This is a genomic window from Citrobacter sp. CK185 (genome assembly GCF_030333565.1).
GTDB lineage: Bacteria > Pseudomonadota > Gammaproteobacteria > Enterobacterales > Enterobacteriaceae > Citrobacter_B > Citrobacter_B koseri.
This window is the reverse complement of sequence record NZ_JAOWFR010000010.1, coordinates 19,476-32,636: the sequence shown is the minus strand read 5'-3', so window position 1 is coordinate 32,636 and position 13,161 is coordinate 19,476. Positions and strand designations below refer to the sequence as shown.

At 53.3% G+C, this 13,161-nt stretch carries 10 protein-coding genes; 4 read left to right on the top strand and 6 right to left on the bottom strand.

Annotated elements, in window-relative coordinates:
* Nucleotides 1–87: 87 nt before the first annotated feature.
* Nucleotides 88–2,118, bottom strand: a complete 2,031-nt coding sequence (gene malS, locus OGV79_RS01370; protein WP_286466742.1) for an alpha-amylase — start codon at nt 2,116–2,118, stop codon at nt 88–90.
* A gap of 316 nt (nt 2,119–2,434) precedes the next feature.
* Here malS and OGV79_RS01365 point away from each other — a divergent pair, with 316 nt between their 5' ends.
* Complete coding sequence (locus OGV79_RS01365) at nt 2,435–3,259, top strand: protein bax (RefSeq protein WP_024131053.1); 825 nt, start codon at nt 2,435–2,437, stop codon at nt 3,257–3,259.
* Nucleotides 3,260–3,353: 94 nt separating this feature from the next.
* Here the strand turns inward: OGV79_RS01365 and xylR are convergent, their stop codons facing one another.
* The 4 genes from xylR to xylF form a co-directional block, all read right to left on the bottom strand.
* A complete protein-coding gene (xylR, locus tag OGV79_RS01360; protein WP_012135707.1) occupies nt 3,354–4,532 on the bottom strand; it encodes a D-xylose utilization transcriptional activator XylR in 1,179 nt (392 codons plus the stop codon).
* Between the two features lie 82 nt (nt 4,533–4,614).
* Nucleotides 4,615–5,796, bottom strand: coding sequence for a xylose ABC transporter permease XylH (xylH, locus tag OGV79_RS01355; protein ID WP_012135705.1), 1,182 nt, complete (start codon nt 5,794–5,796; stop codon nt 4,615–4,617).
* Nucleotides 5,774–7,315 carry a xylose ABC transporter ATP-binding protein gene (locus OGV79_RS01350; protein WP_012135704.1) on the bottom strand — a complete coding sequence of 514 codons (1,542 nt, stop codon included), beginning with the start codon at nt 7,313–7,315 and terminating at the stop codon, nt 5,774–5,776. The genes xylH and OGV79_RS01350 overlap by 23 nt, the downstream gene beginning before the upstream one ends.
* Before the next feature lie 77 nt (nt 7,316–7,392).
* A complete protein-coding gene (xylF, locus tag OGV79_RS01345; RefSeq protein ID WP_047460342.1) occupies nt 7,393–8,385 on the bottom strand; it encodes a D-xylose ABC transporter substrate-binding protein in 993 nt (330 codons plus the stop codon).
* Nucleotides 8,386–8,751: 366 nt separating this feature from the next.
* Here xylF and xylA point away from each other — a divergent pair, with 366 nt between their 5' ends.
* From xylA to OGV79_RS01330, 3 genes are all read left to right on the top strand, one after another.
* Nucleotides 8,752–10,074, top strand: coding sequence for a xylose isomerase (gene xylA, locus OGV79_RS01340; protein ID WP_286466738.1), 1,323 nt, complete (start codon nt 8,752–8,754; stop codon nt 10,072–10,074).
* 54 nt (nt 10,075–10,128) lie between these two features.
* The gene (gene xylB, locus OGV79_RS01335; RefSeq protein ID WP_110493666.1) at nt 10,129–11,583 is read left to right on the top strand and encodes a xylulokinase; all 1,455 of its coding nucleotides are present in this window, start codon (nt 10,129–10,131) and stop codon (nt 11,581–11,583) included.
* Between the two features lie 174 nt (nt 11,584–11,757).
* On the top strand, nt 11,758–12,111 hold the full coding sequence (locus tag OGV79_RS01330; RefSeq protein WP_275376113.1) for a YiaA/YiaB family inner membrane protein: 354 nt from the start codon (nt 11,758–11,760) through the stop codon (nt 12,109–12,111).
* Nucleotides 12,112–12,118: 7 nt separating this feature from the next.
* Here the strand turns inward: OGV79_RS01330 and OGV79_RS01325 are convergent, their stop codons facing one another.
* On the bottom strand, nt 12,119–13,114 hold the full coding sequence (locus OGV79_RS01325) for an acyltransferase (protein ID WP_286466734.1): 996 nt from the start codon (nt 13,112–13,114) through the stop codon (nt 12,119–12,121).
* Nucleotides 13,115–13,161 lie beyond the last annotated feature (47 nt).

Below are 13,161 nucleotides of genomic sequence, written 5' to 3'. Positions count from 1 at the left end.
GATGTTTTATGCTGAAGATTTTTATCTGGCTGGTGTTTTGTTTTGATAAGACGTCCGGCGGATGGGCACGCCGGACGTCAGGCAGGATTAAGGGCGACCCGCCCAGATGATCATGACCTTATCGTCGTCGTGCTCGCGCACAAAACCGTATCCCTGCTTCAGCGAGAGCGTGGTTTGCTTACCGGCGCCGATGGCGGGGTGTCTGGCGCGGAACTGGCTGATTCGCTGCCAGTGGGCGACGGTGGCGGCAGATTTACCGTTGATATCCTGCCAGTTCATGTCAGAACGGGTGCCTTGCAGCGGATCGGAACCCGTCGGGCCAAAGGGGCGTGCGGATTCGTCGCCATAAAAGATCTGCACGGCGCCGGGCGCCAGCAGCAGAAGCTCTGCGGCCTTATCGCCGCCTTCCCGAAATAGGCGCGTGTCGTGCGAGGAGAGATAACTCAGCACGTTGAAATCCTGTAATTTCTCTGCCATTTGCTGCCAGGTGGCGTTCATATCCGCCAGGCAATCGACCGCTTTTGCCGCCTGCTCCTGGTAGTCAAAGTTGATCATCGCATCAAAGCCGTGGCGGTAATAATCACTCTGCATGACGCCGTGGCCCCAGGCTTCACCAGTCATCCAGAAAGGCGTGTCGTCCAGCGTCTTGTCCGGGTTGGCCTGTTTCCACTCGGTCAACGCCGCGCTGGCCTGGGTTTTCAACTGCTGCCAGGCAGGAAGTTCGACGTGTTTGGCGGTATCTACGCGGAACCCGTCGATGCCGTAATCACGCACCCACTGACTGAGCCAGTGGGTCAGATAATCCCGCGGCGTGTAGCCCTCAATGGCTTTTGCACGGGTATCCGGTTTGTTTTTATAGAACACCGGCAGGCCGGAAGGGGTTGTGGATTCCGTTTTAATATCGGGCAGGAAGGCCAGCGACATGGTCAAATCGTCAAAGCCTGGATTGTCATAATCGCCAATATCCGTGCGAATCCATTCTTTCCCCCACCATGCTTCCCATGCCGCTTTGTCGCTGAAGTTGATGTAGTCATTAAAGCTGTGCCAGCTTTGCCCGGCGGCGGGCTTCCAGTCGGTCCAGCGTTCGCTCAGCGTCTTTTTCAGCTCATCGCCTTGCAGATACAGCGCGCCAAACCGGAATGTCTGCATGTCCGCCAGCGTGGCGTAGCCCGTGTGGTTCATCACCACATCAAACAGAATACGGATGCCGCGCTGGTGTGCGCCATCGACTAACGCGCGAAGGTCGTCCACGCTGCCCATATTGGCGTCCAGCGTGGTCCAGTCCTGGGTGTAATAGCCGTGGTAGGCATAATGCGGGAAATCCCCTTTCGTACCGCCGCCGACCCAGCCGTGGATTTGCTCGAACGGCGCGCTGATCCACAGGGCATTCACCCCCAGGTGTTGCAGATAGTCCAGCTTGTCTGCCAGCCCGCGTAAATCGCCTCCATGAAAGGTGCCAATCTCCTCCATGCCGTCTTTGTGGCGGCCATAGCTTTGGTCATTCGTCGGATCGCCGTTCTGGAAACGGTCTGTCAGCACAAAGTAGACCGTCGCGTTATGCCAGTTGAATGCGGCGGGCGCGTTGGTTTCCGCGCGTTCAAGCAACAAAAGCCCGTTGCTGGTCGCGCCGGGTTGTAACGTAATCTGACCGTTCTTAACGGTAGCGGTTTGCTGGCTGTAGTAATCGCGCACGACCGCGCCTTCCGGGAAGGTGTGACTCACCTCCAGGGTCAGCGGCGAGCCGTTCCACGTCGGGCACTGGCGCACCGTGCTGGCGACGGGATCGGCGGTGCTTTTTATCGACAGCGTCAGCGTTGGCGTACCGGAGCGGGTATCAATCTCCAGCGAATAGTCGCCGTCTTTAAACAGTCGCCACTGCGGCGGCGTGCCTTCACACGGTTTGAGCGACAGCATCTGATTGAGTTTTATGGCATCAGCAGGTTGCCAGCACTGTTGGTCAATATGCAGCGTCAAAGGGCGCGTACCTTTCGTCAACGCGGCATGGCTGACAAACTTACCCGTACCTTCCGCCGTAAAGGGCGGGAATCCCTGAGATGTCCATGATGAGGCGAATACGATGCCGGGCATAAGCGCCAGCGCAAAAGCGGTAAGTTTCATTACGCTTTCCTTATTGCTGCGATTTTAGCCAGTATGCCGTTGAAAGATAGCGGATAACTCATCCCTCTGGCGTATTCCGCCAGGCTGAGGCGCGAGGGTGAGCGATCGTGCGCAGAAAATAGCCATGTTTTGCGATAACCACCACATTTTCTTCGTATTAATAGCGTTCTTCGCCATTATTGCGTGACAGGGTTTCGGAATTGGACTATTCCTTGGGGTGCTCTTGACGGTTATTTTTGATATGATTTGAGATTCATCTCTCATTTTTTTGAAAAATATAAGGCGTTGGAATGTATAAATCCGACCAGGAGACCTAATGATATTGACGCCCATACGACGATATGGGGCAATGATTCTTATGTTACTCACCGTAGTATTTTCGGGTGAGGTGCTGGCGAAGGCGCACACGACAACAACGAGTCAAAAGTCCCACGTAACCAAGACAGGTCATAAACAGGTAAGCAGTAAACAAGAGTATTCTCGCAATAGTGCAAAGAGTAGTTCACTTCCTGATTTGCGAAAATACCCTTCCGGAACACCAAGGAAAAAAGCGTTTCTCCGGACGGTTATGCCTTTTATCACCAGTCAAAATGCTGCGATTACTGCGGATCGTAACTGGCTGATTTCAAAACAGTACCAGAACCGCTGGTCGCCTTCTGAGCGTACGCGTATGAAAGATATCGCAGCGCGCTACAAGGTAAAGTGGTCTGGCAACACGCGTAACATTCCGTGGAATACCTTGCTGGAACGCGTAGACATCATCCCGACCAGTATGGTGGCGACGATGGCGGCGGCGGAAAGCGGCTGGGGAACCTCTAAACTGGCGCGCAACAACAATAACCTGTTCGGCATGAAATGCGGAAAAGGGCGTTGTACCAATGCGCCGGGTAAAGTGAAAGGTTACTCGCAGTTCGGCTCGGTTAAAGAGTCGGTTAACGCGTACGTGATTAACCTGAACACGCATCCTGCTTACTCGTCTTTCCGTAAGTCTCGCGCCCAGTTGCGTAAGGCGGATCAGGAAGTTACCGCAAGCGCGATGATTCATAAGCTGAAGGGTTATTCGACGAAAGGGCAGAGCTACAACAACTATCTGTTCGCGATGTATCAGGATAACCAGCGTTTAATCGCCGCGCATATGTAATGACCCGATTTTGTAGGCCGGATAAGGCGCTTGCGCCGCCATCCGGCACAAACGCCCGGTGACGCTTTGCTTACCGGGCTTACAAAAGACCCCGCTACAACAACACCTCACTGTACCGATCGCGGTACTCTTTTGGCGTCGTGTCATACTCCTTTTTGAAAACAGAATAGAAATATTGCAGGGATGGGTAGCCGCACATCTGTGATATTTCGTTAATCGGCAGCGTGGTTGAAATTAACAGGCTGCGCGCTTTTTCCAGTTTTTCAGCATGAATAACGGCGTGAATGGTCTCCCCGACGTCTTCTTTAAACCGTTTCTCCAGGTTCGAGCGGGAGATACCGACCGCGTCCAGCACCTGATCGACTTTAATACCTTTGCAGGCATGGTTACGGATGAAATGCATCGCCTGTATGACGGCCGGGTCGGTCAATGAGCGGTAGTCCGTCGAGCGACGCTCAACGACGCGCACAGGCGGAACCAGAATACGTTGCAGCGGCAGCACTTCCTTATCCAGCAGGCGGTGTAGCAGTTTTGCCGCCTGATAGCCCATCTGCCTGGCTCCCTGAGCGACCGATGACAGCGCGACTCGCGACAGATAACGGGTCAGTTCTTCGTTATCAATACCGATGACGCACAGCTTTTCGGGAACCGGGATATGCAGATGCTCGCAAACTTGCAGCACATGTCTTGCCCGGGCGTCGGTAACGGCGATAATCCCGGTTTGCGGCGGCAGGGTTTGCAGCCAGTCCGCCAGCCGGTTTTGCGCGTGCTGCCAGTTTTCCGGTGCGGTTTCCAGCCCCTGATAGACCACGCCACGGTATTTTTCTTGTGCAACCAGTTGGCAAAACGCGTATTCACGCTCAGCCGCCCAGCGCTTGCCGCTGGAGGCGGGCAGGCCATAAAAGGCGAAGCGATTGATCCCTTTTTCTTTCAGGTGCAGAAAGGCGCTTTCCACCAGAGCGTAGTTATCGGTGGCGATATAATGGACGGATGGATAGTGTGCAGCAAGGTGGTAAGAACCGCCGACGCCGATAATGGGCACATCCACATCGGCAAGCGCCTGAGCAATGTCATCGTCATCGTAGTCGGCAATGACGCCATCGCCCAACCACTCTTTGATGTTATCAATTCGCGCGCGGAAGTCTTCTTCAATGAAGATATCCCATTCCGATTGCGATGCCTGTAAATATTCACCCACGCCTTCCACTACCTGACGGTCGTAGGCTTTATTTGCATTAAATAACAGTGTGATACGGTGGCGTTTCTCAAACATAGTTCTTTCCCTGCTGAATCAGTCATAAAGGACAATGCCGGTACGTGTTGACCGGCATTGAGCATGACCCCTTTTCTGGAATTCAGGAACGACGTTTAGTTGCTGAGTCCATCCATACTGCCAGTAACAAGATCGCACCTTTCACGATGTACTGCCAGAATGTGGGCACGTCCATCATACTCATTCCGTTATCAAGAGAGGCCATAATAAACGCCCCCATGACGGCGCCCGCGACGCTACCCACGCCACCCGCCAGACTGGTTCCGCCGATCACGCAGGCGGCAATCGCGTCCAGCTCGGCAATGTTCCCGGCGGAAGGCGATCCGGCGCCGAGGCGCGAACTGAGTATCAGCCCTGCAATCGCCACCATCAGGCCGTTGATGGCGAAGACCGCCAGTTTGGTTCGCTCAACGTTAATGCCGGAGAGACGAGCGGCTTCCAGATTGCCGCCAATCGCATAAATTCTCCGGCCAAACGCCGTTCGCGTCGCCATAAACATACCGCCAAGCAGCAGGAATACCAGCAGCAGTACGGGCGTTGGAACGCCGCGATAATCGTTCAGCAGCCAGATTGCGCCCAGGACAATGACGGCGGTCAGCGCCTGGCGACCGACTACCGCAGTAGAAGCCGGGGTGCTAAGCGCCAGAGCCTGCCGGCGCATACGCCCGCGCCATTGCCAGCCGATAAACGCCATTAAGCTGATGGCGCCTATTGTGAAGCCCAGACCGTTGGATAAGTAGCTCTGACCAATCTGCGACATCGCCGAGCTGGTGGGCGAGACGGTTGTACCATTCGTGATGCCAATGAGAATGCCACGGAAAGCCAGCATCCCGGCCAGGGTGACGATAAACGAAGGGACTTTCCGGTAGGCGACCCACCACCCGTTCCAGGCGCCGAGCAGTAAACCCAGCGCCAGCGTGACAACAATCGTAAGCGGCAATGGCCAGCCCAGCCAGACGTCGCAGATTGCCGCGACGCCGCCTAATAGCCCCATCATTGAGCCAACGGAGAGGTCGATTTCCGCAGAGATAATCACGAAAACCATCCCCACGGCCAGAATACCGGTGATCGCCGTCTGACGAAGCAGGTTGGAGACGTTGCGCGCGCTCAGGTATGCGCCTTCCGTGGTCCAGGTAAAGAACAGCATGATCACAATAATCGCCGCGATCATGACGAACACCTGTAGGTTCAGTGATTTTAACCCAGGAAAACCGCCCGTCAGAGGGGCTGAGAGTTTCACTTCAGACGGATTGTTTTTCGACATGATATTCGCTCCTCAATGCGGCTTCCATCACCTGTTCTTGAGTCAGGTTATGATTCACCAGGTTGGCTTTCAGTTTTCCTTCGTGCATCACCAGGATGCGATCGCTTAATCCAAGAACCTCGGGGAGTTCCGACGAGATGACGATGACAGCAATACCTTGCTGAACAAGCTGGTTAATGAGTTTGTAGATTTCATATTTCGCGCCGATATCGATTCCTCGGGTGGGTTCATCGAGGATGAGAATACGCGGGTTCAGCAGGAGACAGCGCGCCAGTATGGCCTTTTGTTGGTTCCCGCCGCTAAGGCGCCCAATCGCTAAATCAGGCGAGGATGTTTTCACTTTCAGGCGTTGCAGTGATTCCAGAATGCATTTTTGCTCTGCGGCATCGTCAAGATGGCTTATCTTCCCGGTGAACCGATCGAGCGCCGCCAGCGTGATATTTTTCCCGACGGCCATAACCGGCACAATGCCGTCGCGTTTCCTGTCTTCAGGCACCATTGCAATGCCATGAGCGATCGCTTGCTGGCAATGACGAATATCCACGGCCTGATTATCGATCATGACCTTTCCTTCCCAGCGCCCGGGCCAGACGCCGAACAGGCATTGCACTAACTCCGTGCGGCCCGCGCCGACCAGCCCTGCAATGCCGAGAATCTCGCCCCGTTTCAGCGAAAAGGAGACATCATTGACGCGTTTGATGTGACGGTTGACGGGATGCCAGGCGGTAAGGCGCTCAACGCGCAAAATCTCCTCCCCGGTGGCATGCGGCTCATTAGGATAGAGCGCCGTCAGCTCGCGACCGACCATCATGGTGATGATATCGTCTTCTTCCATTCCGGCGGCTGCGCGGGTGCCAATATGTTGGCCGTCGCGGATCACGCAGATTGTGTCCGAGATAGCTTTAACTTCATTGAGCTTGTGTGAGATATAAATACACGCAATATCATGCTGTTGCAGATCGCGAATAATTTCCAGCAGCACGGTGGTTTCTTGTTCCGTGAGGGAGGCCGTCGGCTCATCGAGAATCAGCAGCCGAACTTGTTTATTAAGCGCTTTGGCAATTTCTACCAGCTGTTGTTGCCCCAGGCCCAGGTCGCCCACGCGGGTATCCGGTGAGATAGACAAGCTGACTTGGTCTAACAGCTTCTGGCAGCGTAGCGTCATCATGTCGTAATCAAGAATGCCGTTACGGGTGATTTCGCTGCCCAGGAAGATATTTTCCAGCACGGTTAAGTGTTTAACCAGCGCTAACTCCTGGTGAATAATAGCAATGCCCTTACGTTCGGTATCACGAATATGACTGGCTTGCAGTGTTTCTCCCGCAAACAGAATTTCACCTTCATAAGAGCCATGAGGGTAAATACCGCACAGCACTTTCATTAACGTTGATTTACCCGAACCATTTTCACCGCACAATGAAACGATTTCCCCGGCATTAAGCCTGAGGCTGACGTTATCAACTGCCTTCACTGCGCCGAAGGTCTTGGTAATGTTTTTCATTTCAAGTAGATAGGGCATAACTACTCCACATAAGCCAATGCGAGAACCCGGCATGGAGGGTTTGACGCCCTCCGCTGTTGTAGAGGGCGCAACGTTTACAGATCACTCTTTTTGTGGAACCCGTCTTTAATCACGGTTTCGTCAATATTGGTTTTATTAACATCAATTGGAGTAAGCAGGCGGGAAGGGACATCTTTCAGACCGTTATTCAGCGTGGCGTCGGCCTTAGGTTGTTGCCCGTTACCCAGCTCGACGGCGATCTCGGCGGCGGTATTCGCCAGTAGCGTGATGGGTTTATAAACCGTCATGGTCTGCGTGCCTGCGACAATACGTTTAATGCCCGCAAGGTCGGCATCCTGACCGGAAATAGCGACTTTTCCCGATAATCCCTGAGCGCTGAGCGCCTGAATCGCACCGCCTGCGGTCGCGTCATTGGAAGCGACAACCGCGTCAATTTTGTTATTGTTTGCGGTCAGCGCATTTTCCATAATTTTCAGCGCATTTTCAGGCAACCATCCGTCCACCCATTGATCGCCGACGACGTTAATTTTTCCTGAGTCGATATAAGGTTTTAATACTTTCATTTGTCCGGCGCGGAACAATTTTGCATTATTATCTACCGGCGAACCGCCCATCAGGAAATAATTCCCTTCAGGCACTTTATCGACCAACGCCTGAGCCTGTAATTCACCGACTTTTTCGTTATCAAAAGAAATATAAAAATCGATGTCGGCATCATTTATCATGCGGTCGTACGCTAATACTTTTATTCCTTCTTGTTTCGCTTCTTTTACGACATTGCTTAATACTTGCCCGTTATAAGGAATAATGACCAGAACATCAACGCCACGGTTGATCATGTTTTCAATCTGCGACATTTGGGTTTCTTCATTACCATTGGCAGATTGTACAAATACTTTTGCGCCGAGGGACTCGGCCTTGCTCACGAAAATATCGCGATCTTTTTGCCAACGTTCCAGACGTAAGTCATCGATAGCCATACCAATTTTAACTTCTTTGGCATGTCCCGTTATGCTGGCGAGCAGGAGTGAAGTGCAGACGGTGAGTAAGATGTTTTTTATCTTCATAATCGTGATGCCTTTTGTTAGAGGGAACAGCGGTAAAAGTAACAATCACAGCGTGAGACGTAGCAGATTTTTAGCAGTTAATACGCGGAAGGCAATTATAGATTTTTATCTTGCAGTTACGATTTTTGGTTTATTTCGTGAATTATGACCGAGATCGTACTTTTAATGACGCATTACGCCCGTTACATTTCGTTGTTGATGAATAACCATTTTTTGCAGACGGTTACTTTTATTTTGCGAGGCAGCGCACACTTACGAATTATCTAAATAGCAGAGTGAAATAACATAATTGAGCAATGTGAATCGAGTAACCAATATTACGCCATTACCCATCCCTCGCCGTATTACCTGATTATGGAGTTCATTATGCAGGCTTATTTTGACCAACTCGATCGTGTTCGTTATGAAGGCCCTAAAAGCACTAATCCGTTAGCTTTCCGCCATTATAATCCAGATGAAATCGTACTGGGTAAACGCATGGAAGAGCATCTGCGTTTTGCGGCCTGCTACTGGCATACCTTCTGCTGGAACGGCGCGGATATGTTTGGCGTAGGCGCGTTCAACCGTCCGTGGCAACAGCCCGGCGATGCGCTGGAGCTGGCGAAGCGCAAGGCGGATGTGGCGTTTGAATTTTTCCATAAGCTGAACGTGCCTTACTACTGCTTCCACGATGTGGATGTTTCGCCGGAAGGCGCCTCGCTGAAAGAGTATAAAAACAACTTTGCGCAGATGGTCGATGTGCTGGAGTCGAAGCAAGAACAGAGCGGCGTGAAGCTGTTATGGGGCACCGCGAACTGCTTTACCAACCCGCGTTACGGCGCCGGGGCGGCGACGAACCCGGACCCGGAAGTCTTCAGTTGGGCGGCGACGCAGGTGGTGAACGCGATGAACGCCACGCACAAACTGGGCGGCGAAAACTACGTTCTGTGGGGGGGCCGTGAAGGGTATGAAACCCTGCTGAATACCGATCTGCGCCAGGAACGCGAGCAGATTGGCCGCTTTATGCAGATGGTGGTGGAGCATAAACATAAAACAGGTTTCCAGGGCACGCTGCTGATCGAGCCAAAACCGCAGGAGCCGACAAAACACCAGTATGACTACGATGTGGCAACGGTTTACGGCTTCCTCAAGCAGTTCGGCCTGGAAAAAGAGATCAAGGTGAACATTGAAGCCAACCACGCTACGCTGGCGGGCCACTCTTTCCATCATGAGATTGCGTCCGCCATTGCGCTGGGCATTTTTGGTTCTGTGGATGCCAACCGTGGCGATGCGCAGCTGGGCTGGGATACCGACCAGTTCCCGGTAAGCGTCGAAGAGAACGCGCTGGTGATGTATGAAATCCTGAAAGCGGGCGGTTTCACGACCGGCGGGCTGAACTTTGACGCGAAGGTTCGTCGCCAGAGCACCGACAAATACGATCTGTTCTATGGTCATATTGGCGCGATGGACACGATGGCGCTGTCATTAAAAGTGGCAGCGCGCATGATTGAAGATGGCGAACTGGATAAACGCGTGGCGAAACGTTATTCCGGCTGGAATAGCGAACTGGGCCAGCAAATTTTGAAAGGCCAGTTATCCCTGAGCGACGTCGCGCACTATGCTGAACAGCGTAATCTGGCGCCGGTGCATCAAAGCGGTCATCAGGAACTGCTGGAAAATCTGGTGAATCGTTATCTGTTCGACAAGTAATCGCCATTGTGCCGCGTTTAGCCAACGCGGCGCATCGATAAAGGAGTGGTCACGATGTATATCGGGATAGATCTGGGCACGTCCGGTGTGAAAGCTATCCTGCTGAATGAGCAGGGAGACGTGCTGGCCTCGCAGACGGAGAAACTGTCTGTCTCTCGCCCGCATCCATTATGGTCGGAGCAGGATCCCGAACAGTGGTGGCTGGCGACGGATCGCGCCGTAAAAGCGCTGGGGCGAGAGCATTCATTGCGTGATGTAAAGGCGCTGGGGATTGCCGGGCAGATGCACGGCGCCACGTTGCTTGATAAACACCAGAAGGTGCTACGCCCGGCGATTTTATGGAATGACGGACGCTGTGGTGAAGAGTGCGCGCTGCTTGAGCAGCAGGTTCCGCAGTCTCGCGCCATTACCGGCAATCTGATGATGCCCGGCTTTACCGCGCCAAAACTGCTGTGGGTTCAGCGCCATGAGCCGGATATCTTCCGCCAGGTTGCAAAGGTGCTGCTACCTAAAGATTACCTGCGTCTGCGTATGACGGGGGATTTTGCCAGCGATATGTCGGACGCGGCGGGAACGATGTGGCTGGATGTCGCAGCGCGTGACTGGAGCGACACCATGCTCAACGCTTGTCAGCTAACCCGTGAGCACATGCCTGCTCTGTACGAAGGCAGCGACATCACCGGTACGGTGTTGCCTGAGGTGGCGCACTCCTGGGGGATGCCTGCGGTGCCTGTTGTTGCAGGGGGCGGAGATAACGCGGCGGGCGCGGTGGGCGTGGGGATGATCAATGCGGGTCAGGCCATGCTGTCGCTGGGAACATCAGGCGTCTATTTTGCGGTGAGTGACGGTTTTCTCAGTAAACCAGAAAGTGCGGTACACAGTTTTTGCCACGCATTGCCCGAACGCTGGCATTTGATGTCCGTCATGCTGAGCGCGGCATCCTGCCTGGACTGGGCGGCAAAATTGACCGGTCAGGCGTCTGTTCCCGCGCTGATTGACGCGGCACGCCAGGCGGATGATAACGCGGATGCCGTCTGGTTCCTGCCTTATCTTTCCGGCGAACGCACGCCGCATAATAATCCGCAGGCGAAGGGCGTATTCTTTGGCCTTACGCATCAGCATGGCCCCGCAGAGCTGGCGCGGGCGGTGCTGGAAGGCGTCGGTTATGCGTTGGCGGATGGCATGGATGTTGTGCATGCCTGTGGCGTGAAACCCGGCAGCGTGACGCTGATCGGCGGCGGGGCGCGCAGTGAATACTGGCGACAAATGCTGGCGGATATCAGCGGGCTACAGCTTGACTACCGTACCGGCGGCGATGTAGGCCCGGCATTGGGCGCCGCGCGTCTGGCGCAAATTGCGATGAATAAAGAGCAATCATTATCTGATTTATTACCGCAGCTTCCGCTGGAGCAGGCGCATTTCCCTGATGCTGAACGCCATGCGCGTTACCTTGAACGTCGCGAAACGTTCCGCCGCATTTACCAGCAGTTATTACCGCTCATGTCTTAATCCGCTATTCCTTCCGGCAGTGGCCGGAAGGAATTCTTATTTCATATTGATTGCCTCGATATATATCGAAATCAATATGTGTGTTTTCTGATTTTCACGTTATTGTCCGGTTATCGTCTTTTCCATTCTTATTTCTTGTCTTAATGTGAATCGGCAAAGCATAAGGAGAGTGATATGGACGATAAGGTTGCGCGCAGGAAGCGTCTGGTCGGTTTAATCATGCTGGCGGGCGGTGCGCTGGTCTATCTGACAGGGCTGTGGCCTGCTTGCCACTCGTTGAGCGATAAGGGCTATTTTTTGGCGATAATGGTGATGAGTGGCTTTCCCCTGTTAATACGCCAGGAGCCGACGGGAAATGAGCGTCTGCTCACCCGGTGCAAATATCTGTTACTTCTCGCCGCAGGTATGCTTTTTGTCGGTCTATGGAATATTGATTTACCGGTCGCCGTCAAAGTGATGTGCCTTCTGGGGCTGGGCGTGAGTCTGTTGGGTACGGATATGTACGCCACGTATTCTGATGACGAATAAGGGCCGGTCAACTGACCAGCCTGCGCGTATCAATCTTCTGTAGCAATATCGACAGCAGCAAACTTCCGGCCAGGGTGAGGGTAAAAATCCATACGATATCCAGCGGCGGCCAGCGTTTAAACTCCACGCCATTCGTCCGTAGCGCATGGATTATCAGCGCGTGAAACCCGTAAATACCGAGTGAGTGGCGGGAAATCAGCGCCAGCCCGGGAACAGTGCGCGTATTCAGGGTATTTTTGACCAGCGTGAGCAGCGAAACGGCGCAAATAAACACCATTGGGCCGCAATAGACGTACCAGGTATCGGCAAAATTTCCGCGCCAGTTGAGTTCATGTAGCGTTCCGCGCGAAATAATCAATACCGCCGTAATGAAAAGCGCGGCGCTTATCCAGGTCAGCGAACGTTTTTGTGTCTCCATCATGCCAATCGCCCGGCCCAGCATGCCATAGAGGATGTAGTAAAACGTGTCGCCGGTGATATACAGGTTAACGGGGAGCCACTCAAATCCGCCGATTTTTTGCGACACGGTATTGGGGTTGGCGACAACGCCAATGACGATCATCAGCACCAGCAGCATTTTGCCGCTGACGTTTTTAACCTGTATTAACGGCGATACCAGGTAGATCACCGCGATCGCAAAGAAAAACCACAGGTGGTAGAACACCGGTTTTTGCAGCAGGTTTTTCAGCGATAGCTCTGCGTTAATCGACGTAAAAAGGGTGATATATACCAGCGCGACGGCGCTATAGAACAGCAGGCAGAGCGCAATGCGCAGGAAATGTCGCGGCTGGGCGCTACGTTCGCCAAAAAAGAGATAGCCCGAGATCATAAAAAACAGCGGTACGCTGACGCGTGAGGCAGAGTTCAGAACATTGGCAAAATCCCAGCTAAACGGATTGATGCTTTGCGCATTGGTGACGTACCAGGTGGTGGCGTGGATCATCACGACCATTAAACAGGCGATCCCTCGCAAATTATCAATCCAGTATATTTTGGGTTGCATCAGTGCCTCTGCTTCCGTTTTAAATAGGGTCTGACTTGTTTATTGGC